The 21,661-nt window shown below is 63.6% G+C and carries 23 protein-coding genes and 2 pseudogenes; 20 read left to right on the top strand and 5 right to left on the bottom strand.

From position 1 onward, the window contains the following. The first annotated feature begins 28 nt into the window (after positions 1–28). The 8 genes from RCP80_RS25645 (at position 29) to phtC (ending at position 6,693) form a co-directional block, all read left to right on the top strand. Positions 29–1,135, top strand: a complete 1,107-nt coding sequence (locus RCP80_RS25645; protein ID WP_308483023.1) for an IS110 family RNA-guided transposase — start codon at positions 29–31, stop codon at positions 1,133–1,135. A 209-nt stretch (positions 1,136–1,344) separates the two neighbouring features. Continuing rightward, entirely contained in the window at positions 1,345–2,745 is a 1,401-nt protein-coding gene (locus RCP80_RS25640; RefSeq protein ID WP_308483022.1) for a Rieske 2Fe-2S domain-containing protein, read from the top strand. Beyond that, positions 2,742–3,365 (top strand): 3-phenylpropionate/cinnamic acid dioxygenase subunit beta, encoded by a 624-nt coding sequence (locus RCP80_RS25635; RefSeq protein ID WP_168140580.1) that lies wholly within the window; start codon positions 2,742–2,744, stop codon positions 3,363–3,365. Before RCP80_RS25640 ends, RCP80_RS25635 begins: the two co-directional genes overlap by 4 nt. A gap of 32 nt (positions 3,366–3,397) precedes the next feature. Further along, on the top strand, positions 3,398–3,670 hold the full coding sequence (locus RCP80_RS25630; RefSeq protein ID WP_234904165.1) for a dihydrodiol dehydrogenase: 273 nt from the start codon (positions 3,398–3,400) through the stop codon (positions 3,668–3,670). Beyond that, positions 3,667–4,476 (top strand): 3-(cis-5,6-dihydroxycyclohexa-1,3-dien-1-yl)propanoate dehydrogenase, encoded by an 810-nt coding sequence (hcaB, locus tag RCP80_RS25625; protein WP_168140579.1) that lies wholly within the window; start codon positions 3,667–3,669, stop codon positions 4,474–4,476. The genes RCP80_RS25630 and hcaB (RCP80_RS25625) overlap by 4 nt, the downstream gene beginning before the upstream one ends. Positions 4,477–4,523: 47 nt before the next feature. Continuing rightward, positions 4,524–4,718: a ferredoxin gene (locus RCP80_RS25620; RefSeq protein WP_308480350.1), complete on the top strand. Its 195-nt coding sequence runs from the start codon at positions 4,524–4,526 to the stop codon at positions 4,716–4,718. After that, complete coding sequence (locus RCP80_RS25615; RefSeq protein WP_308480349.1) at positions 4,715–5,962, top strand: NAD(P)/FAD-dependent oxidoreductase; 1,248 nt, start codon at positions 4,715–4,717, stop codon at positions 5,960–5,962. Before RCP80_RS25620 ends, RCP80_RS25615 begins: the two co-directional genes overlap by 4 nt. Positions 5,963–5,964: 2 nt before the next feature. Beyond that, positions 5,965–6,693: a 3,4-dihydroxyphthalate decarboxylase gene (phtC, locus tag RCP80_RS25610; RefSeq protein WP_168140576.1), complete on the top strand. Its 729-nt coding sequence runs from the start codon at positions 5,965–5,967 to the stop codon at positions 6,691–6,693. Positions 6,694–6,713: 20 nt separating this feature from the next. Here phtC and RCP80_RS25605 read toward each other — a convergent pair. Further along, positions 6,714–7,499 (bottom strand): annotated as a pseudogene (locus RCP80_RS25605) (IclR family transcriptional regulator). A 61-nt stretch (positions 7,500–7,560) separates the two neighbouring features. Next, on the bottom strand, positions 7,561–8,310 hold the full coding sequence (locus RCP80_RS25600) for an IclR family transcriptional regulator (protein ID WP_168140574.1): 750 nt from the start codon (positions 8,308–8,310) through the stop codon (positions 7,561–7,563). A gap of 74 nt (positions 8,311–8,384) precedes the next feature. Between RCP80_RS25600 and pcaH the strand changes: the two genes are divergently transcribed. The 4 genes and pseudogenes from pcaH (at position 8,385) to pcaDC (ending at position 11,934) form a co-directional block, all read left to right on the top strand. Further along, positions 8,385–9,173 carry a protocatechuate 3,4-dioxygenase subunit beta gene (gene pcaH / locus RCP80_RS25595; RefSeq protein WP_308480348.1) on the top strand — a complete coding sequence of 263 codons (789 nt, stop codon included), beginning with the start codon at positions 8,385–8,387 and terminating at the stop codon, positions 9,171–9,173. Further along, positions 9,170–9,739 carry a protocatechuate 3,4-dioxygenase subunit alpha gene (pcaG, locus tag RCP80_RS25590; protein WP_168140572.1) on the top strand — a complete coding sequence of 190 codons (570 nt, stop codon included), beginning with the start codon at positions 9,170–9,172 and terminating at the stop codon, positions 9,737–9,739. Before pcaH ends, pcaG begins: the two co-directional genes overlap by 4 nt. Then, positions 9,736–10,783 (top strand): annotated as a pseudogene (locus tag RCP80_RS25585) (lyase family protein). Before pcaG ends, RCP80_RS25585 begins: the two are co-directional and overlap by 4 nt. Continuing rightward, positions 10,780–11,934 (top strand): bifunctional 3-oxoadipate enol-lactonase/4-carboxymuconolactone decarboxylase PcaDC, encoded by a 1,155-nt coding sequence (gene pcaDC, locus RCP80_RS25580; RefSeq protein WP_308480347.1) that lies wholly within the window; start codon positions 10,780–10,782, stop codon positions 11,932–11,934. Before RCP80_RS25585 ends, pcaDC begins: the two are co-directional and overlap by 4 nt. A 58-nt stretch (positions 11,935–11,992) precedes the next feature. Here pcaDC and RCP80_RS25575 read toward each other — a convergent pair whose 3' ends face one another. The 3 genes from RCP80_RS25575 to RCP80_RS25565 all read right to left on the bottom strand — a co-directional run bounded on the left by RCP80_RS25575 (position 11,993) and on the right by RCP80_RS25565 (position 14,503). Continuing rightward, complete coding sequence (locus RCP80_RS25575; protein WP_373693413.1) at positions 11,993–12,340, bottom strand: 2Fe-2S iron-sulfur cluster-binding protein; 348 nt, start codon at positions 12,338–12,340, stop codon at positions 11,993–11,995. A 205-nt stretch (positions 12,341–12,545) separates the two neighbouring features. Then, positions 12,546–13,951, bottom strand: a protein-coding gene (locus tag RCP80_RS25570; RefSeq protein WP_308483020.1) for an IS3 family transposase whose coding sequence is annotated in 2 segments (ribosomal slippage) — positions 12,546–13,585 and positions 13,585–13,951 — 1,407 coding nt in all. Because the reading frame shifts where the segments join, the coding sequence is not laid out codon by codon here. 270 nt (positions 13,952–14,221) lie between these two features. Continuing rightward, positions 14,222–14,503 carry a hypothetical protein gene (locus RCP80_RS25565; protein WP_308480346.1) on the bottom strand — a complete coding sequence of 94 codons (282 nt, stop codon included), beginning with the start codon at positions 14,501–14,503 and terminating at the stop codon, positions 14,222–14,224. A gap of 159 nt (positions 14,504–14,662) precedes the next feature. On the opposite strand from RCP80_RS25565, the gene hcaB (RCP80_RS25560) reads away from it, so the two are divergent. From hcaB (RCP80_RS25560) to RCP80_RS25525, 8 genes are all read left to right on the top strand, one after another. Beyond that, on the top strand, positions 14,663–15,508 hold the full coding sequence (gene hcaB / locus RCP80_RS25560; RefSeq protein WP_308480345.1) for a 3-(cis-5,6-dihydroxycyclohexa-1,3-dien-1-yl)propanoate dehydrogenase: 846 nt from the start codon (positions 14,663–14,665) through the stop codon (positions 15,506–15,508). A gap of 13 nt (positions 15,509–15,521) precedes the next feature. Further along, positions 15,522–16,412, top strand: a complete 891-nt coding sequence (locus RCP80_RS25555; RefSeq protein ID WP_308480344.1) for a VOC family protein — start codon at positions 15,522–15,524, stop codon at positions 16,410–16,412. A gap of 61 nt (positions 16,413–16,473) precedes the next feature. Further along, positions 16,474–16,602 (top strand): hypothetical protein, encoded by a 129-nt coding sequence (locus RCP80_RS25550; protein WP_308480343.1) that lies wholly within the window; start codon positions 16,474–16,476, stop codon positions 16,600–16,602. A gap of 182 nt (positions 16,603–16,784) precedes the next feature. Continuing rightward, a complete protein-coding gene (locus RCP80_RS25545; protein ID WP_308480342.1) occupies positions 16,785–18,191 on the top strand; it encodes an aromatic ring-hydroxylating dioxygenase subunit alpha in 1,407 nt (468 codons plus the stop codon). Positions 18,192–18,252: 61 nt separating this feature from the next. Beyond that, on the top strand, positions 18,253–18,771 hold the full coding sequence (locus RCP80_RS25540) for an aromatic-ring-hydroxylating dioxygenase subunit beta (protein ID WP_308480341.1): 519 nt from the start codon (positions 18,253–18,255) through the stop codon (positions 18,769–18,771). Positions 18,772–18,836: 65 nt separating this feature from the next. Further along, a complete protein-coding gene (locus RCP80_RS25535) occupies positions 18,837–19,037 on the top strand; it encodes a dihydrodiol dehydrogenase (protein WP_308480340.1) in 201 nt (66 codons plus the stop codon). Between the two features lie 139 nt (positions 19,038–19,176). After that, complete coding sequence (locus RCP80_RS25530; protein WP_308480339.1) at positions 19,177–20,112, top strand: dihydrodipicolinate synthase family protein; 936 nt, start codon at positions 19,177–19,179, stop codon at positions 20,110–20,112. Positions 20,113–20,186: 74 nt separating this feature from the next. Beyond that, entirely contained in the window at positions 20,187–21,650 is a 1,464-nt protein-coding gene (locus RCP80_RS25525; protein WP_308480338.1) for an aldehyde dehydrogenase family protein, read from the top strand. The last annotated feature ends 11 nt before the right edge of the window (positions 21,651–21,661 follow it).

Below are 21,661 nucleotides of genomic sequence, written 5' to 3'. Positions count from 1 at the left end.
GCTGCTTAACGCTCAGCATTTGAAGAACGTGCCGGGCCGCAAAACTGATGTGGTCGATTCAGCTTGGATCGCGCAGCTGGTGGAGCACGGACTGGTGCGGCCCTCATTCGTGCCGCCGCCCCCGATCCGGGAGCTGCGGGATTTCACTCGGCACCGCCGGGTGCTCAGCGAAGAACGAACCCGGATGGTGCAGCGACTGGAGAAGGTACTTCAGGATGCCGGGATTAAATTGACGTCGGTGGCCTCCACGGTGCTGTCGAAATCTGCGCGGGCGATGTTGGAGGCGATGCTTGCCGGTGAATCCGACCCTGCGGTGCTGGCCGAGTTGGCCAAGGGCAGGATGCGTTCGAAGATCCCAGCACTGACCGACGCGCTGCGCGGTAGTTTCCGGGTCTGTCATCACGGGGTGCTCGTTCGTCAGATCTTGGCCCACGTCGACTTCTTGGACGGGCAGCTTGCCGACCTCGATGAACAGATCACCATTCGGGTGGCGACCTTCGAGCCGATCATTGAACGCTTGCAGACGATTCCGGGCGTGGCCCGTAAATGCGCGATCGGCATGATCTCTGAGATCGGTGTCGATATGCGCGTGTTCCCCACGCCAGCACACTTGGCGTCGTGGGCCGGGATCTGTCCAGGCAACAACGCCTCGGGAGGCAAAGCCCGTTCGGGGCGGACCCGGCACGGCCCGGTTGCACTCAAGACGGTGCTTACTGAAGCAGCGCAGGCAGCCGCGCGCACCAAGAACACCTATCTGGGTGCGCGATATCACGCGATCCGGGGCCGGCGGGGCACCTTTAAAGCAGTCGGTGCGATCCGCCACGATATTCTGATCGCCTACTGGCACGTCGGCCCGCACACCGGCATGGGCACCTCGTCACTGCGCGGAACCCCAGACGGCACGGCCATCACGCTCGCGATCGCGGCAACGCCGAAGAAGATCAGCGGCGGGCTGCTGTACAAGCTGATCCGTTTCTCGCACCGGCACCGCACTGCTAGTCGACGGTCTGTCCAAGTCCCTCGACGCCGTCAAGAAGCCCTCAGGCGAGCTGCAGACACAGGGTCGGGGTGCCGACCCCGCCGCAGACGACAGCATGCACCCAACGTTCAAACAGGTGTCGCCGCACCAACATAAACATGAAATGTTTCGACGGTTAGAGCTGGTCGCGCAAGAAAATCGGACGTCGACGATGAGGGAACCTGTCAACGTCACTGAGCCGCCCCTCCCAGGCGTGCTACGCTCCTCTTTGGAGCAGAAGCCAGTCTCTGCTATACAGAATCCTTGGAGCTGGAGGCCCGCAAGTGACTGATCACCTTCACGTCTTCGACGACGTCCGTCGCGGGATGATCCCCGCGCACATCTACAACGACAAAGAGATCTTCGAGCTGGAAAAGGAGCGTCTGTTCAGCCGGGCCTGGCTGTTCGTCGCCCACGAGTCGGAGATCCCCCAGGACGGCGACTACGTCGTCCGGCGGGTACTCGACGACTCGTTCATCATCGCCCGTGACTCCAAGGGTGAAATCCGGGCGATGTTCAACATGTGCCTGCACCGGGGCATGCAGGTGTGCCGGGCAGAGATGGGCAACGCCTCGAACTTCCGCTGCCCCTACCACGGCTGGTCCTACCGCAACGACGGCCGCATTCTCGGCCTGCCGTTCCACCAAGAGGCCTACGGCGGTGAGGACGGCTTCAAGAAGAAGGGACAGGCCCTTCTTCCCGCACCGAATCTCGCCAGCTACAACGGGCTGATCTTCATCAGCATGGACCCCGACGCCGAACCCCTCGAGGACTACCTCGGGGACTTCAAGTTCTACATGGACTTCTACACCAAACAGAGCCCCAACGGTCTCGAAGTCCGCGGCCCGCAGCGCTGGCGGATCAAGTCCAATTGGAAGATCGGCGCCGAGAACTTCGCCGGCGACATGTACCACACCCCGCAGACGCACATGTCGGTCGTCGAGATCGGCCTGTTCCGGGAGCCGAAGGCCGACAAGCGCAAGGACGGCACCACCTACTGGGCCGACAAGGGTGGTGGGACCACCTACAAGCTTCCGCCGGGCGACTTCGAGGAACGGATGCGCTACGTCGGCTACACCGAGGACATGATCGAGCGGGCTAAGTCCGTGTGGTCGGCCGATCAACAGGACCTGATCGGCAAGGACGGGTTCATGATCTCGGCCGCGTCGTGTTTTCCGAACCTGAGTTTCGTACACAACTGGCCCAAGGTCGACGGCTCCGACGAGGACGTCCTGCCGTTCATCTCGATCCGGATGTGGCAGCCGATCAGCGAGAACGAAACAGAGGTCTACTCGTGGTTCGCCGTTGATTCCAGCGCTCCCGAGGAATACAAGAAGCTCTCCTACAAGGCGTATCTGATGTGCTTCGGCTCGACCGGGATGTTCGAGCAGGACGATGTCGAGAACTGGGTGTCGTTGACCAACACCGCATCCGGCGCCATGGCCAGGCGGCTGCTGCTCAACAGCAGGATGGGGCTGCTCGAAGACGACAGCACGGTCGGCGAACTGCTCACCCATGAGCAATTCCACGGCCCCGGAACCTCCTATATCGGATACAACGAACGCAACCAGCGGGCACTGCTACGGCTGTGGGCCGAGCATCTCGAGGCCCCTCCGGTCGAGGCAGCGGTGAAGGCTGTCGATGCGTACAACCCCGGTGGGATCACCCCACTGACACAGACCAACGGCCAGAGCGGCCCCGAACGACAGGCGGTGCCACAGTCATGACCGCGATCGACACACCCTCCCCCAACGGGTACAGCCGGGCCGGACACGGTTCGACCTATTCGGAACAAGCGATCCTGGGCGAGAACGCGCCTCGGCAGCAGCGGGCGGGAAAGCCCCTGCCGTTCAACGACGAACGTCACCTCGCGGCGCATCAGTTCCTGGTCGACGAGGCCTATCTGCTCGATGCCCAGCACTACGAGCAGTGGCTGGACACCTTGACCGAGGACATCCACTACATCATGCCGGTCAAGGTCACGACCGCCCTTGGCGCTGGCTTCGACACCTCACCAGGAATGGCTCACTTCGACGAGAACAAAGACTCGCTGAGCCGCCGGGTCGCCCGGTTTCGCACCGAACATGCATGGACCGAGGATCCGCCGTCACGGTTGCGGCACTACGTGACCAACGTCCGTACCTTCGCCACCGACGACGCCGACCACCTCGTTGTGGAGTCGGCCGAACTCCTCTTCCGCAGTCGCGGCGACGTCAACGAGTCTGCGCTGGTGTCCTGTGGACGCGAAGACCTGCTGCGCAACGACGGCGGGTGGAAACTGGCGCGTCGCACGATCTCCATCGACGAATCCGTCTTGCGAATGCAGAACCTGGCGGTGTTCCTGTGATACCGACGGACGCGCACACCAAGGGTGTCACCGTGGCGGCCCGGGCGGGTGGGTTCGCCGAGCTGGTGAGCCGCACGGTGGGCGAGCCCCTGCGGATCGCCAACGAGTTCTCAGACGTCGAAGTGCGCCGCGTCGACACCCGCAACGGTTCGCGACTACTGATCTGCTCACCGAAGACGGGACAGTGGATCAGCCTCGACGCGCTCGAGGTGGAAGCACTCACGTGGCAGAACCCCCAGACACTGGAAGCCATGGTGGGCAACATCAACGCACCCCTGCTGCCGGGTCCGGAAGCGCATCGATGACGGGGTGGCTCGACGGCAAGCGGGCCCTCGTCGTGGGCGCAGGCTCGGGTATCGGCCGAGCGGTGGTCGACGCGTTCCGCTCCGAGGGCGCCCAGGTGGCGGTGCTCGAACGCGACCACGACAAGTGCGAAGCGTTGCGTGCGGCACTGCCCGAGGTTCCCGTCACCGAGGGCGACGCCTCGACCCGCGACGCCAACGACCGTGCCGTCGCATCGGCCGTGGCGGCGTTCGGTGGCCTGGACACGCTGGTCAACTGTGTCGGCGTCTTCGACTTCTACCGGGGCATCGGCGATATCGACGCCGACCACCTCGACCAGGCGTTCGACGAGATGTTCCGGACGAACGTGCTGAGCCACCTGCACTCGGTCAAGGCCGCGCTGCCGGCGCTACGAACGGGCAATGGATCCTCGATCGTGCTGACCGAGTCGGCTTCCTCGTACTACGCCGGACGCGGTGGGGTGTTGTACGTCGCCTCCAAATTCGCGGTCCGTGGCCTCGTGACCACGCTCGCCCACGAACTGGCGCCCCACATCAGAGTGAACGGCGTGGCCCCGGGCGGCACCCTCAACACCGATCTACGCGGGCTCGACAGCCTCGGCCTGGACACCATTCGGCTCAACGACACCCCGAACCGTGCACAGGACCTGGCCGCGCGCACCCCGCTGCAGGTTGCGTTGTCCGGTGAGGACCACGCCTGGAGCTTCGTCTTCCTGGCCTCGGATCGATCCCGGGGCATCACCGCAACCAGCACCCACCCTGACGGCGGGTCGGGGATGGGCGCGCCGAAACCGCAACCACGCAACTGACTCGCACACACATCTCATATCCCGCGATACTGCAAGGAGGAACAGCCATGGCGACAGTCCGATCCGACCCGAGCGCATGCCAGGGCTACGGGAACTGCGTGGCTGGCGCCGAGGACTATTTCGACATCGACGACGACGGTATCGTGGTTCTGCTCAAGACAGATGTGCCGGACTCCGACCTGACACGCGTCGAGGAGGCCGCCCGGTCCTGCCCGGTGTCGGCGCTGTGGCTGGACAAATGACGACGAGGTCGACCGTGGTGATCGTCGGCGCCTCTGTCGCGGGTGTTCGCGTTGCCGAGGAGCTGCGCCGCAACGCCTTCGACGGCACGATCGTCATCCTCGACGAGGAAGCGGAACTGCCCTACGACAAACCACCACTGTCGAAGGCCCTGCTGGCCGGCACCACCGGCGTCGAAGACGTCACCCTGTTGTCCCGGGCGGCCGCCAACGAGCTCGGCCTCGACCTCCGTTTGTCCAGCCGTGCCAGCACCCTCAACCTGTCACGCAACGAAGTCGAGGTCGACGGCGGCGACCGGGTCGGATTCGACCAGCTCGTCATCGCCACCGGGGCGCGGGCCCGGCCCTCGCCATGGGGGCAACCCGAGGGCCTGCATCTGCTGCGCACGCTGGGCGACTCACAGCGGCTGCGTGCCGACCTCGAACGCGGCGGGCGACTGGCCGTCATCGGAGGCGGGTTCATCGGTGCCGAGGCGGCGGCCACCGCCCGGTCCATGGGCCTGGCGGTCACCATGATCGATATCCTTCCGGCCCCGATGGAACGAGTTCTGGGACCCGAGGTCGGCCAACGCTTCGCGGCGCTGCACCAACGCCACGGCGTGCAGACGATCTTCGGGGCCGGCGTCGCCGAGGTCACCGGGCATCGCGGAGAGTTCCGCATCGGCCTGACCGACGGTCGCACCGTGGACGCCGATTATGTCCTGGTGGGGATCGGCGCCATCCCCAACGACGACTGGCTGGCGTCGTCGGGTCTTCTGATCGACAACGGTGTGGTGTGTGACGAACGCTGCCAAGCCGTCGATGCACCCGGGGTCTTCGCGGTCGGCGATGTCGCGCGCTGGCGCAACCCGGAAACCGGCCGGCTGACCCGAATCGAGCACTGGACCAGCGCCATCGAGCAGGCCGCGCTGGTTGCCCACAACATCACCCATCCCGACGATCAACTGGACTACTCCCCTGTCGAATACGTCTGGAGCGACCAGTACGACTGGAAGATCCGGGTCGCCGGAAACCCTGGTCACACCGAGGGCCGACATGTCGAAATCCTCGGGGAGGAAACGGACTCCAATCGGTTTGCGGCGCTCTACCACGACGGCGATACGCTCACCGGGCTGGTCGTGGTCAACTGGCCCCGCGCGTTGATCGCCGGCCGCAAGGCCCTCTCGGCCGGCACCGCCTACCCGTTGGTCAGAGAATCCCTGCTGGAACTCGCACAGCGGCCGTCCCCCGCCGCCAAAGGAGCGTGACCGTGCCATTCGCAGGCCACCTGCACGAAGAACGCCAATTGGTGGCCGATGCCTGTCGGGTGGCTGCCGCACGTGGGCTGGTCGACGGAATTCTCGGCCATGTCAGCCTGCGCATCGGCGACGATCTCATGCTGGTGCGGTGCCGCAGCGACGGTGACCGCGGGGTCGCCTTCACCGAGAGCTCGGACATCCGGCTCGTCCACTTCGACGGATCAGCCGGCGCAGCAGGAGAACTCGACGGCTACCGGGTGCCCAACGAGCTGCCCATCCATTCCGAATGCCTGCGGGCCAAGCCGCAAAACCAGGCCGTGGCACATCTGCACCCACCCGAGGTCGTCGCGGCGAGCCTCGCCGGCATCACCATTCGGCCGATCTACGGCGCATTCGACATCCCGGGGGCCTGGATGGCGCGAGCGGGGGTGCCGGTGTATGAACGGGCGGTCTTGATCCGCGATGCCCGTCTCGCCAGGGAGATGGTGGCCGCGATGGGCGATCACCCCGTGGCCATCTGCCGCGGTCACGGAATCGTCAGTGCCGCAGAGACGGTTCAGCAGGCAGTCTTGCAGGCGATCAGCGTCGACCAGCTCGCTCGCATGTCGATGCGGATAGTGGCCGCGGGTGGCACCCCTCGCGACATCGACGACGCGGACTGGGATGATCTGCCCGACCTCGGAGCGAAATTCAACACCGACGCCGCCTGGAAGTTCGAGATGGCGCAGCTGGGCTCGTAGTTCGGACTCCCAGCGTCCACTCAGACGAGCCGTCGGCCGATCTCTGCCGCAGCATCGGCCAATGTGGATACCACCTCCGGATACATCGACGCCGTCAACCGGTGCACGGGCGCGGCGGCATTCAAGGCCAGTCGCAGACCGGGCGCTGGAGTGGAGATCGGGACCGCCAACAACGTCACTCCCTCCTCGCTTTCCTCCCTGTTGACGGCGTATCCCCCGCTCGCGGACACGGGCGAGCTCGAGGTCCAGTTCAGTGCGACGTCCTATCGAGTGCTCAGTGATTCGGTCCAGATCCTCACGCGGATAGACGTTGTCGAGTTCAGCCTCGGATAGCTCGGCGAGCAGCACTTTCCCTGTCGAGGTGCAGTGCGCGGGCATCGTTCGCCCGAGTCGGGACGCCACCCGAACGGCCGTAGGACCTTCGACGGCAGCGATGAACCGCACATTCGCACCGTCGAGCATCCCCACGTGAACCGACTCGTTGAGCTGCTCACTGAGGCGGTGCAACACCGGCTTGGCGGCGTCCTCGACATCGATGCGTCCGAACACGGCGAACGCCAAGCCCATCAGAGCGGGACCTGCCCGGAAGATCTTCGACGACGAGTCCTGACGCACGAATCCGCGGTACTGCAGCATTGCCAGAAGCCGATGTGCTGTCGAGGACGCGACACCGAGGTACCGCGCAGCCTCGCTCAGCCGGATCTCCGGCCGATCGGTCAGCAACAGGACTAGAGCGCCTTGTCCACCGATTCGATCGGATACTGCGGCACCGGAGGATCTGCGGCAGGACCGGATGCGTCGCTCATGCCGACCACCTTTTCTGCACAACAGAGATACTAGTCCGAACGGCCCCCGCAACGCGGCCGGTCAGAGCCTGCGACCAATGCCTCCGGCGGCCACCTGCAGTGCCCCCTGCAGACGCTGGCGGTCACGCCTGAGAGAGGGCAGCACCATGCCGATCGCCGCCACCACTTGACCGTCGGACGAGCGCCTCACCGGTACGGCCAACGAGCACGCCCCCAACGACATTTCCTCGCTCGTGGTCGCCACGCCGTCCCGGCGGACGCGTTCGAGCTGAGACCACAGCACCTGCGGCTGGGTGACGGTGTGCGGGGTGATCCGGGTCAGATCGGCGAGCACGCGTGCCTGGACGTCTACGGGCGCGTAGGCCAGGAGTACTTTTCCGACACCGGTCGCGTGCATCGGCAGGCGGCTCCCCACTGAGCTCACGATCGGCAACGAGGCCAGGCCCCGCATCCGGTGCAGGAAGAGCACCTCGTCGCCATCGCGTACGGCGAGATGCACCGTCGCCTTGGTGGCGGCATAGACATCGTGCAGGTAGGGCTCTGCGAGCTGCCGCAGCGGACCCGATACCGGGGCGAGCAGACCGACCTCCCACAGCAGCGGTCCGATGGCGTAGCGACCGTCGTCGAGCCGCTGCAGCGCCTTTCCGGCGACGAGCTCGCCGACCAGACGGTGCGCCGTGGGCACCGGAACATCTGTCCGCCGGGCCAGATCGGTCAGGGTCAGCACCCGGTGCCGCTCGTCGAAAGCAGCCAGAATCGCCAGCAATCTGGAAGCCACGGTAGCGCCCGGAGTCGAAACGTTGCCCGCCACAAATGTCCCACCTTTTCCGCTGAGTGAAATTCTATCCTTCAATCGAACGGCCGCGGGCGGCTACCGTGCCAACCATGACAGCACCTGTCGACACCAACCCGGACAGCGCATCTGCCAGTCAGGCCGAGATCAGCGCCGAGATCTCGGAGATCTCGGAGATCTCCGAGAGCTACCAGCGTGCCGGGGTCGAGGAAACCCAACCCCGGTTGGACTACCCGCCCTATCGCAGCAGCATTCTCCGCCACCCCACCCAAGAGCTCTACCGTGCCGACCCGGAGGGGGTCGAACTATGGGCGCCCTGCTTCGGTGATCGCGATGTGCACTCGCTGGAATCAGATCTGACTATCCAGCGGGACGCCCCGCCGATCGGCGAACGGATCGTGGTGATGGGACGGATCGTGGACGGAGAAGGCCGCGCGGTGCGCCGTCAACTCGTCGAGATCTGGCAGGCCAACGCCGCCGGGCGCTACGTCCACAAGCGCGACCAGCATCCAGCCCCTATCGATCCGAACTTCGCCGGCGTCGGCCGGTGTCTGACCGACAACGACGGCGTCTACCGCTTCACCACCATCAAGCCCGGCCCCTACCCGTGGCGCAACCACCACAATGCGTGGCGGCCCGCGCACATCCATTTCTCGTTGTTCGGCAACGAATTCACCCAGCGGATGGTCACCCAGATGTACTTCCCGGGCGACCCGTTGTTCGGGCTGGACCCCATTTATCAGTCGATCACCGACCAGAAGGCGCGTGACCGCCTCGTGGCCGCCTACGACCACGGCGTCACCTCCCACGAGTGGTCCACAGGCTACCGGTGGGACATAGTCCTGACCGGTAGCACCAGCACTCCGATGGAGACTCGATGAGCACCGTGTTGACCGCGACCCCGGGTCAGACCGTCGGCCCATTCTTCGGCTTCGCGCTCCAGGTCGGGGAAGCCCACGAACTCGTGCCACCCGGGTACCCAGGTGCGATCCAGTTACACGGGCGGGTCACCGACGGCGAGGGCGCGCCGGTACCCGACGCACTGCTGGAGATCTCGCAGGCGGACGCCGAGGGCGTCCTGCAGAAGGCGCCGGGATCGCTCGGCCGCGACGGCTGGACCTTCACCGGGTGGGGGCGGGCCAGCACAGACCCCGGTGGGCACTACAGTTTCACCACGGTGACGCCCGGTGCCATCGGACCGGGTTCGGTACCGTTCTTCGCTGTGACGGTATTCGCGCGCGGCCTGCTGAACCGGCTGTTCACCCGCGCATACCTACCCGGCTGCCAGCTCGGCAGGGACAAGTTACTGGCCGCACTGCCTGCAGCCCGCCGCCAAACGCTGATCGCGATCCCTGATGAGCACGGCTTTCGTTTCGACATCAGGCTGCAGGGCGACCACGAAGCCGAGGAGACAGTGTTCTTGCAGTACTCCGGACCAGGGCGTTGACCGACCCCTTCTGGCCGGGCGATCACCGCGCCGGAGACCTCTTCTCCGGGGCAGCATTCCTGCGAGCGATGGTTTCGGTGGAAACCACGTGGCTGGCTGCGCTCGTCGAAGCGCAGGTAGCCCCAATGGAAGCAGAGACCGACTTGTCGGGGTTCATCGGTAGCGCCGACGTGGAACCGCTGGCCGCAGGCGCCGAGGACAGCGGAAACCCGGTCACCGGCCTGGTGAAGCTGTTGCGGACGCGCACCGGCGATCCTGTCGCGCAGTGGTTGCACCGGGGCCTGACGAGCCAGGACGTGCTGGACACTGCACTGATCCTCTGCCTGCGCGACGCACTCGCGCACATCCGCACTGAACTCGACCGGCAGATCGGGGTGCTGACCGAGCTCACCGCCCGGTACCGGCTCACCCCGATGTTGGCCCGCACCCTCACCCAGCCCGCCCTGCCGAGCACAGTGGGAGCCAAAACCGCCAGCTGGCTGACCGGGGTCCTCGGCGCCGTGGCACAGCACACGCTCGATCGTCACCAGAACCGGGGACGCCCTTGTCACCTGCTGTGACGCCTGGGGACACATCGCAGCCGACACCGCGACCGGCAGTCGGCGCGAGATCGGCGAATTCGCCGAGGGGAACGGCGGGGGATCGTCCACGATGCCGCACAAGGACAATCCGGTGCTGTCGGTTCTCATCCGCCGCACTGCGATCACGGCGCCCCATCTGGCCGCCATCCTCCATTCCGCATCGGCAGCCAGTGTCGACGAGCGCGCCGACGGCGGCTGGCACGCCGAATGGTCGGCCTTGCGCACCCTGACCCGACGCACCGTCGTCGCCGCGTCCCACACCGGCGAGCTACTGGCCGGACTGGGCATCGACACCGAGCGGGCCGCAGCGAATTTGGACACCGCGGGCGACCTGCTCGGCGAGCAGCGCACCATGGCAACTCTGACCGGCCGCCCTGCCGGTCCCGATTACACCGGTGCGTCCGAGCACCTCGTCCAGGCCGCGCTACAGCGGGCACACCGCCACCTCGATGGAGCCGTATGACCGTCCCACAGATTGCCACCACGGACTTTGGTGGCCCCCGACACGGGGAGCTGCTGCTCGTGGGCCCGTCACTGGGGACCTCCTCGGTCACGCTCTGGGCCTCAGCAGCCCAGCGCCTGACCAGCCGCCTTCGCGTCGTCGGCTGGGATCTACCCGGGCATGGCTACAGCGCCCCGGCCGCGGGGTTCTCGATGCCCGAGCTGGCCGCCGCGGTGCTCGCGGTTGCCGATCGCCACGCCGGCCGACAGCGGTTCCACTACGCCGGCGACTCCCTCGGCGGCGCAGTAGGCCTGCAGCTCTTGCTGGACGCTCCCGAGCGGCTGCTCTCGGCGGCACTGCTGTGCACCGGCTCGGCAATCGGGACGCCAGCGGACTGGCGATCACGTGCCGCCACGGTACGGGCAGGTGGTACCGATCCGGTGGTCGGCACCGCGCTGGCGCGGTGGTTTGCCCCCGGTTTCGTCGACCGCCAACCCGAGGTGGCCACAGCACTCTTGGACGCACTGCGCCGTACCGATGCCGAATCCTACGCCGCGGCCTGCGAGGCACTCGCCGACTTCGACGTGACCGGCAGACTCGGTGAGATCACCACACCCCTGCTCGCCGTCGCGGGAGCACAGGATGTCGCTACTCCTCCGGAGGGTCTGCGGGACTTGATATCCCGGGTTAAGGACGGCCGACTGGTGGTGCTCGACGAAGTGGGGCACCTGGCCCCTGCAGAGGCACCCGAACGGGTCAGCGACCTGATCTTAGGCCACCTCGCCGTTTGCGCCCCGACCGACTACGACGCGGGCATGGCGATTCGGCGTCAGGTGCTCGGTGACGCGCACGTCGATCGCGCTGTCGCGTCCACCACCGAATTCACCACAGATTTTCAGGAGTTGATCACCCGCTACGCGTGGGGCACCATCTGGAGCCGGCAAGGCCTGGATCGTCGCAGCCGGTCGTTGATCACGCTGACCGCACTGGTCGCCCGAGGTCACCACGAAGAGCTAGCGATGCATGTGCGCGCGGCCCGCCGAAACGGCCTGACCAACGGCGAGATCAAAGAGCTGCTGCTACAGGCCGCCATCTACTGTGGCGTCCCAGATGCCAATACCGCGTTTCGGATCGCTGACAGGGTGCTCGCCGAGTACGACCGAGGTGTGTAGTGAGCCTGTCTGTTGTCGGCGAACCGTGAGTTCTGCGGGGGCAGCCCCGAATCATTGCTCATGCATCGTAATCAACTGTTACCGAGGGGGCCTCCGGCACTGCCTGACACGTCAGGACGTAGCCCTCTGCTACCTCCTCAACGGTAAGTGCGTCATTGTTCCGCATGGTCGCTCTTCCTTCCGTGAGCCGCGCCATACACGTACCGCAGTTGCCCGCCTCACAGGAGACCGGCGGCTCCAAACCCGCACGTCTCGCGCTTTCCAACAACGTCTCGCCAGGAAGTCCCCGAGTAGATGTCTCCTGCTGGTCCAGCCGAACAGTGATGCGGCACAGGACATCACCGTTACCGGGCCTGCCGGTCGCTTCCGTTGTCGCGACATCGCCTCGCGCGCCTTGCTCAGACATCAATCTCCTTGGTCCTAGTAGTCATAGCTGATCGAGCTGTGAGCAATTCCGACAGCGACGGCGGCGCCAACGGAACGTTGTGGTGACGTCCTCGGCCCCCGGCAAGTTGCGACATGGCGCCTACTGGGCACTTATCGCGGTGCGGCTCACGTCGGTCAGATCGGATTGAAACGGAATTTGTCAAGGCGGATGAGTCCATCGGGTGTTAAGCGGCGGTCGTGTCGGCCTCCTGGGCTGGTGGGTTGATCCAGACGGTGTCGGGCAGGTCGAGGATCTTCGGCGCACGGTGGGTGCTGAAGCGGTGTGGGTGTCGGGCACGGGCGTCGGTCAGGACGGCACATCGCTCGGCGGCTTTGTCGGTGGCAAGCCCGAAGTGCACGTTGGCGGGGGTGTGCAGACCGATGCCGGTATGACGATGCTCGTGGTTGTACCAGTGGGCGAAGTCATCCATGAATTGCCGTGCCTCAGACAGGGAGCCGAAGCGCTCGGGAAACTCCGGCCCGTACTTCAACGTCTTGAACAACGACTCCGAGAACGGGTTATCGTTGGACACCCGAGGCCTCGAATGCGATCGGGTGACCTCGAGATCGGCGAGCAGCGTCGCGACGGTCTTGCTGGTCATCGACGTGTCCCGATCCGCGTGCACCACGTGCGGCACACCGTGCACCTTGAACACCTGCTCGATGAGTTCCTTGGCCAGAACACCGGATTCACGAGCGTGGACGTGGACACCGACGATGTAGCGGGAGTAGATGTCGATCATCACGTACGCGTCGAAATAGACACCCTTGACCGGCCCGGGCACCTTGGTGATGTCCCAGGAATACACCTGCTGCGGCGCGGTCGCGACCAACTCCGGACACACCTTGGCGGGATGGCGCGCCAGCCGGCGCCGCTCCTTGACCTGCCTGTTCTCGCGCAGCACCCGGTACATCGTGGACACCGAACACAGATAAACGCCCTCGTCGAGCAGTTGGGCATAGATCTGAAACGGTGCCAGATCGACGAACCGGTCGCTGGTGAGCGTCGCCACAACCAACTGCCGCTCCAACTCGGTCAGCTTGTTGACCGGCTCGACCACCGGTTGCGGCGACACCGCCGGCGTGGGCGCCGTGGCGGTGTTGCGCCGCCGGATCGCCGTAGAGCGCACCATGCCAGTCAACGCCGCTGCGCGCCTGGTCGACACGCCGACCGCGAGCAGCGACCTGTAGGCCTCGGTCAGCGCTTCTTCGGTTGCTCGTCGGAATCCGCTCTCTCGGAAAGACTTTCCAAGAGAGCGTGTGCTTGTCCCATGATGTCCAGCGCGGCCTCGGTGGTGGCCAGGCGCTTGCTCATCTGCGCGTTCTCCCGCTTGAGACGGGCGATTTCCGCCTGCTCAGCGGTCAGCTTGCCGATCTTCTCGCCGGGCTGTTTGCCCGCCAGCACACCCGCATCGCGCTGCCTGCGCCATTCGCTGATCGACGACGAATACAAGCCCTCCCGCCGCAGATAGGCACCGCCCTCACCGTGCTCGCAGGCCTGCTCGTAGGCATCCAGGTGGGCCAACTTCTCGGCCGCCGAGAACGCACGCCGGCGGCGCGGCCCGTCGGCGCGCGGGTGGGCTTCATCCATCCGTTCCTTGTCATGCACCGACGTCATCATCGAACTGCTCATGGAGTGTTGATCCGTATCTCGCCCTGCATCAGGCCGGTTTGCTATGAACCACTGGACTCAACTCACCCTGGCACGCAGGGAATCTCGGGGTGTTCCCGGCAGAAGCGAGATGACACTAGGTTCGGAAACCCCTGAGGATGAGTTTGCCTGCCTGGTTACGCGCTGAGGTCCGGGAGTAGCTTGCGGAAAAGTCCAGGCTTGCCGGATCGGCACATCTGGGGCTTTGGACTACGCAGTCAGCGGCACCGCCTCACAGCCACCGAGTTCGGCGGAGATCGCCGCGCTCTCGGTGTCACGGTAGAGCGCGATCGCGTCACGCTTGAACTCATAGGAATCGATTCTTCTTGCCGTCGGGTTTGCGCGGTCTCGATCACACCAGCGGCCTTGCGGCATCCGGGCCGGGGTCGTCAACGTGCGGGTGTGCCGCGGTGTCGAGCCATCGGCAAGGTTCCGATGGGCAAGCTGCAGCACTTCGCCACCGTGGCCGGTGCAGACCGGGGTCGAGCCCATTGCCCTCTTTGCCCACACGCTCGGGCTGTTGGTCGCGAGATCAGCGTGAATCGGAGTACTTGCAACGCTGCGCGGCTAGACCCACCCTTCTGCGGCGACGACGATAGGAAACGGAAGCAGAGACCGATGAAAACTTTTTGCGTCAAGGAGGGCAATAGTGTGACTTGGCTGACTGGGCGGGTTGCGCTGATAACTGGCGGAACGGCCGGAATCGGGAGGGCCGTGGTCGAGCGTTTCCTGGCCGAGGGCGCATGCGTTGGTGTGCTGGATCGCTCGGTGGCGGACCTGACTTCCCTCGGCCTAGACGGCAGCTTGGTCGCGGTAACGGGTGACGTGACGTCGTACGCAGACAACGCCAGGGCGGTGCGCGAAACGGTCGATGCTTTTGGAAGGCTCGACATATTCGTCGGCAATGCCGGAATCTTCGACTACTTCACTCCCTTGGTGAGTTTCGATGGGGAAGACCTCTCTGGCGCCTTCGACGAGATCTTCGCGGTCAACGTCAAGGGCTATTTGCTTGGCGCCAGGGCAGCCGTTTCCGAACTCCTCAAGAGCGATGCGCCGAGCATCATCTTCACTGTCTCCAACTCCGGCTTCTATGCCTCCAGTGGCGGCCCGTTGTATACCGCTTCCAAGCACGCCGTCGTTGGCGTGGTACGCGAACTGGCGTACGAGTTGGCGCCGAAGATCCGGGTGAACGGAGTCGCGCCCGGTGGCACGATCACGGGCCTGCGGGGTATCGGTGACCTCGGCCAGGGCGGGACCGTGTTGTCATCGGTCCCCGACATCGCCGAGATGATGAGCACCAATCCTCTGCAATTCGCGCAGCAACCTGCCGATCATGCCGGCCTCTACGTGCTGCTCGCGTCTGCGGACAATTCGCGCGCTGTGACCGGCGTCGTCATCAACAGTGACGGCGGGTTGGGTGTGCGCGGATTGCGCCAGCCATCGGGCGGATTGGGCCTTGCAGACAGCACGCCCCGTACCGGTCTGACGTCAGAATAGATAGGACATAGAGATGTTGGTGAAATCGCTGGGTTATTTGGGCGTGGCGTCACCTGACGCAAAGGAGTGGTTGGAATTTGGCCCCGAGGTGCTTGGCATGCAAGTCAGCGAACGCGACGACGGGTCGGTGCGGCTGCGGATGGACGACGCTGACCATCGGATCGCGGTGCAGTCTGGTGAGCGCAATCGGATGCTCTACGTGGGTTGGGATGTCGGTGACGAAGAAGTCCTGGAAGCTGCTGCCGAATCACTACGCGCGCAGGGTATTCCATTCGAGTTCGGAAGCGACGACGAGCTCGCTGATCGCGGTGTCCGGGGTTTGATCGCCGTCATCGATTCGATGGGACTGCGACATGAGCTGTTCTATGGGCAACGGATCTTGCCCAAGTCATTCCACCCCGGAAGGCCGATGTCAAAGTTCGTCACCGGCTCGCAGGGGCTCGGTCATGTCGTGCTGGCTACACCTGACCTCAAGCAAGCCGACCATTTCCTCCGGGCCGTACTCGGTTTCAAGAAGAGCGATGAAATCTACACCTTCATCGACTTGTGGTTTTACCATTGCAATCCCCGCCACCACAGCATCGCGCTGACCCCGATGCCTGGCGTGCGGGGACTGCACCACGTGATGGTCGAGGTGGAAGATCTCGACGACGTCGGTATCGCCTATGACCTGTGCATGTCGCGCAACATCCCGCTCAGCATGACTCTCGGGCGCCACGTCAACGATCGGATGGTCTCGTTCTACGTACGCACGCCCAGCGGGTTCGACCTCGAGTACGGCTGGGGTGCGGCCACCGTCGACGACGAAACCTGGACGGTCGCGCAGTATGGCGCGCCCAGCGTGTGGGGCCACCAGATGGTCGCTCAGACACCCCCCGGGGCACTGGAACCCGCTACCGAATAGCGCTGTCGCACCGAGAGCACCACCCCGTAAGTATCTATCAATTACACAAGGAAGGGGCGCCATGGCAATGACATTCATCACCAATGACTGGGTTCACGAAGTGAGCGCAGCTGCCAACGCGGACGACAAATTCCGCGCCGCCCCGTCGCGCTCTCCCAAGGAAACCGCAGCGGCGAAGCCGCCGCCATGACGGTTCGCATAAAGGTCGAAGGCGACATGAAGAAGATGATGAGCATTGGTAAGGCGCAGGAGCGTCTTGCCGAGATCGAAAGCGATTTGAAACTGGAATATCAGTAGCAAACTTCCGCGAGATCAGCCGAACCAGGAAGCCATCAAGTAGCCCAGCCCAGTCCGAGAAATTTAGGAGATCGCATGACTACCGTCGGAGACAAGAACGATATCCAGCAACTGATCGCAGCGGGGATAGAAGGTCTGGCAAAGGGCCGTCTACCTGCCGGACTAGTTGCCAACGCTGAACTCTACAAGCTCGAAGCTGAGCGAGTCTTCGGCCGGTGTTGGCAGTTCCTGGCCCATGAGACGGAGGTACCCGAGGCGGGGGACTACGTGGTGCGATATCTGGGTGGCGGTTCGATAATCGTCGTCCGCGGCGAGGACGGCGAAGTGCGGGCGATGGCGAATTCGTGTCGGCACCGCGGAACAATGCTGTGTCGCACAGAGATGGGCAACACATCACACTTCCGCTGCCCCTATCACGGCTGGACCTACCGCAATACCGGGACTTTAGCGGGTGTACCGGCGCAAGATGAGGTTTACGGCGTCGAGATGGATAAGGACATGTGGAGTCTGACCCCAGTTCCGCGCTTGGAGAACTACGGTGGATTGATTTTCGGTTGCCTCGACGAAAAGGCAGAACCTCTTGTCGACTACCTGGGTGATATGGCGTGGTATTTGGACCTGATCACCAAGAAGACCAAGGGTGGACTGGAGGTCCGAGGTGAGCCCCAGCGGTGGATCATCGACTCCAACTGGAAACTCGGTGCGGACAACTTTGTCGGAGACGCCTACCACACGTTGATGACGCACCGTTCGGCGGTCGAACTGGGTCTGGCTCCGCCCGATCCAAAGTTCGCTTCGGAGCCGGCGCACATCAGTCTCGCCAACGGTCACGGTCTCGGTGTACTCGGTGTGCCACCCGGGCAGCCGATGCCGCCCTTTATGAACTATCCACAAGAGGTCGTCGACGGACTCGTCGAGGCGTACGGCGATCAAGAGCATGCAGACATCCTTCAGGGCACCGCGTTCATTCACGGCACGGTCTTCCCCAATATGTCGTTCCTGAACGTCACCATCGGTAAGGACAACATGTCAATGCCGTTGCCGATATTGACGTTCCGGCTATGGCGTCCGCTGTCCCACGACAAGATGGAAGTGTGGTCGTGGTTTCTCGTCGAGAAGGACGCCCCCGAAGAGTTCAAACAGCAGTCATACGAGATTTACGTCCGCACCTTCGGCATTTCTGGTGTGTTCGAGCAGGACGACGCCGAGGTCTGGCGCTCTATCACTGCGGGAACACAGGGGATTCTCGCAGGCAGCCAGATGCTCAACTTCGAAATGGGACTCGGCATCCTGACCAGCGACGACACGTGGAATGGGCCCGGCCGTCCTTTGTCAAGCGGATACGCGGAGCGCAATCAACGCGAATTCTGGGGCCGCGTGCTGGAGTTGCTCACCGACTCGGGCGATGACACGAGCGGAAATGGCTCACAACCCAAACTTCGCGCACAGAGCCTGGACGAGGGCGCAGAGGTGGCTTCATGAAGCACCAAGAAATCAATCGGCCTGAAACCAATTCTCATCTATATACCAAGGATGGTGTGCCATGGTAGCAAATGTCGAACAGCAACTATTCCTACGAAGCGAGATGGAAGACTTCCTGTTCGCAGAAGCGGAACTGCTAGACGACGGCGAATTTCACAAGTGGCTGGAGATGTGCTCTGAAGACATTCGATACATCATCCCGGTGCGCCTAAGTAGAGAGCGCGCCAATGGCGATGGAACTTCAACAGCAATGACCCATTGGGATGACGATTTCCTAGGCTTGCAGCTGCGGGTACTGCGTCTGGACACCGAATACGCATGGGCGGAAGATCCACCCTCGCGGGTCCGACGGCACGTGTCGAACGTGCGGGTAAGCCCTAAGGCCGGAACAGACGAATACGATGTCCGTTCCAATCTTCTTCTGTTCCGCAATAGAGGCGACAGTCCCCAGCACGACCTCATATCCGCTGAACGCCAAGACGTGATCCGGCGTGGTCAGATGGGTCTGCGACTAGCGAGACGACGGGTAGTGCTCGATCACGCCGTTCTCGGTACTCACAATCTTGCCCATTTCTTTTAGTGGGTTCCGTTGATTCTGAATCACATAACGGCCAGAAAGGCGCAGCCGTGACCGGGGACCCCAGTATGGCAACGACCATTGCAAACGAATTCGCCGTCGTCACCGTCGAGAAAATCTACACTCGCAACGGAGAGCGCTTGGAGATTGCCAGTCCCCGCCTCGGCTTCCGTATCCAGCTCGACCCCCTAGAGCTCGAGAGTCTGGCGTGGCAAAGCAAGGAAAGTGTCTCGCGGCTGCTCCAAGACCCCTACGGTCCGGGCCATTGACGTCGCGCAAGTGGATGGGGAACCCCCTACACAGATCGTCGAAAGGACGTTTGATATGACAAGAGCCCGACTCGAACCATCTGACATGCGAGGTCTGTGGGCGTTCGTCCCAACGCCCGGAACGCCTGACGCGGCCGACGTGAATGCCGTCGACACCGTCGACACAGAGGCGTTATCCGATCTGGTTGACCGATTAGTGCGCGACGGGGTTGATGGAATCGTGACCTCAGGCAGTGCTGGCGAATCTCACACCCTGACCGGAGACGAATACCGAACACTCGTGGCGACCGTGGTGGAGACCGTCAATGGACGGGTGCCGGTATTCATAGGCGCAAGCACCCTTAACACCCGCGATTCGATAGCGCGCGCACGCATGATCGCCGACCTGGGCGCGGACGGGATCATGTCGGGGCCACCAATGTACCTGCCGCAGACACCGGACAATGCGGTCCAGTACTTTAAAGATCTGGCCGCTGCAGTTCCCGAGATGGCCGTGATGATCTACCAAAATCCTCATGCATTCAGGATCACGCTGACGCCAAGCATGTTTCGCGAGTTGGCACAGATCCCCAACGTTGTCGCCCTGAAGCAGACGTCGATGGACATCTTCAATGTCATCGGAGCTATCAAGGCTGTAGAGGACAAGATGGCCGTTCTCGTCCTAGACCAGTTGATGTATCCCGCGATGATGTTCGGAGCAGTGGGCGGTTGGAGCATCGACGTTTGCATGGGCCCGTGGCCATCGCTGGCATTGCGTGATGCCTGCCAGCGTAGCGATTGGACGGCAGCAGCGACTATCGCCGATCAGATGCAGGAGCCGATGCGCTCGTTGGGTCTCACGATGGAGGAGTTCCAGGCCATGCAATCAGCGTGGTGGAAAGTGGCGATCGACGCGGCAGGCTATGGACGCGCGGGTGCGGCCCGCCCGCCCTTTGTGCATGTTCCCGTATCAGTCGTCGAATCCGCCCAGCGGTACGGAAAACGTTGGGCCGAGATGGCGACGAAGCTTCAAAGTCCGGCTTCTACGAACGACCCCGACGAGGGCCGCGCCGCTTCGGCGTCAGCAGCCTCTTGAACTGCGCGCACAGATGTATTGGTCGATATTTGCCTGCCCGAACACCACCGCGAACCAGCAGAAACGAGAGACCGATGATTGAAGCTAAACTCATCATCAACGGCCGCGAGGAAACCGCGGATCGCCTGATCAGCGTGGTCAGCCCAGCGGACACCAGAGTGGAACTCGGCACCGTGCCCGACGCGGGTTCCGAGCAGGTCGACGAAGCGGTGCGAGCTGCCGACGCGGCTTTCCCGGCATGGTCAGCACGACCTCTCGAAGAACGTCAAGCGGCGCTCGTCGCGGCCGCCGCCACGATTCACGACATGATCGAAGAGTACTCACCAGTGCTCAGTCGGGAGAATGGCAAGACGCTGGAGGAATCGCACATAGACCTCGAATTCGCCTCCGGCATTTGCGGCTACACGGCCGGAATTGCTGCAGGAGCCCTTCAGGAACAGATCATCCGAGATACTGGCGGCTCGACTCTAATCCGCCGTCGCGCCATGGGCCCGGTCGCAGCGATCACCCCATGGAACTTCCCAGTGGTGTTGGCGTTCATGAAGATTGCTCCGGCCTTGGTGGCCGGCAACACTGTGGTGCTGAAGCCGTCGGAGTACTCACCGCTCGTACTCACTGAAGTGATTCGCGCTGTCCAGCAACACTTTCCCCCCGGGGTGTTGAACATGATCACCGGCGGCGACACCGCTGGGGAGGCGCTTGTAGCGCACCCGCTCATACGTAAGATCGGGTTCACTGGCGGCACGGAAACGGGTCGGAAGGTGATGGCGACGGCGGCCCGGGACATAAAGCGCGTCACGTTGGAGCTCGGGGGAAACGATCCGGCGATCCTTCTCGAGGACGTCGACCTCGGTGAGGAGACCGTTCGTCGTATGGCCGAGGGCGCCTTCGCCGCGACCGGGCAGGTGTGCTTCGGCCTTAAGCGAATCTACGTGCCCAACCATCTTCATGACCGTTTCGTTGAGGCCTTTGCGGCGGCCGTTGATGCCATCGCTGTCGGGCCCGGTGACGACCCCAGGACCACAATGGGTCCACTGAACAACTCGGCGCAACTGCGCAGCGTCGAGAAGGTCCTTGAGGAGGCGGTCGCCGGACATGCTACCGTGACGACGCTCGGCAGGAAGTTGGACACTGCGGCATGGGATCACGGTCATTACATGATGCCCAGTGTGGTGACAAACGCCGATCCATCGCTGTCGATCGTGGCGAAGGAACAATTTGGTCCCACCGTCCCCATCATTCGCTACACCGACGTCGACGAAGTGATCAACATCGCCGCGAACTCTTCCGCGTTCGGTCTAGCAGCTTCAATCTGGACGCAGAACGAAGAGCGGGCCTTCGAGCTAGGGCGTCGGTTGGATTCGGGCTCGGTGTTCGTAAATAGCCACAGCTTCAGGTCACTCGATCCGCGGGCGCCCTTCGGCGGGGTGAAGAGTAGCGGAATGGGTCGAGAGTTCTCGCCAGCAAGCATCGACGCCTACACCGAACTACAGACGATCAGTCGGCGCATCGGACCACCGGGCCCACCGATCTCCTAAACAGCGTACGC

The organism is Mycolicibacterium sp. MU0053, from assembly GCF_963378095.1.
GTDB classification, from domain to species: Bacteria; Actinomycetota; Actinomycetes; order Mycobacteriales; family Mycobacteriaceae; genus Mycobacterium; species Mycobacterium burgundiense.
The sequence above is the reverse complement of the archived record's forward strand: the minus strand, read 5'-3'. Positions and strand labels throughout refer to the sequence as shown.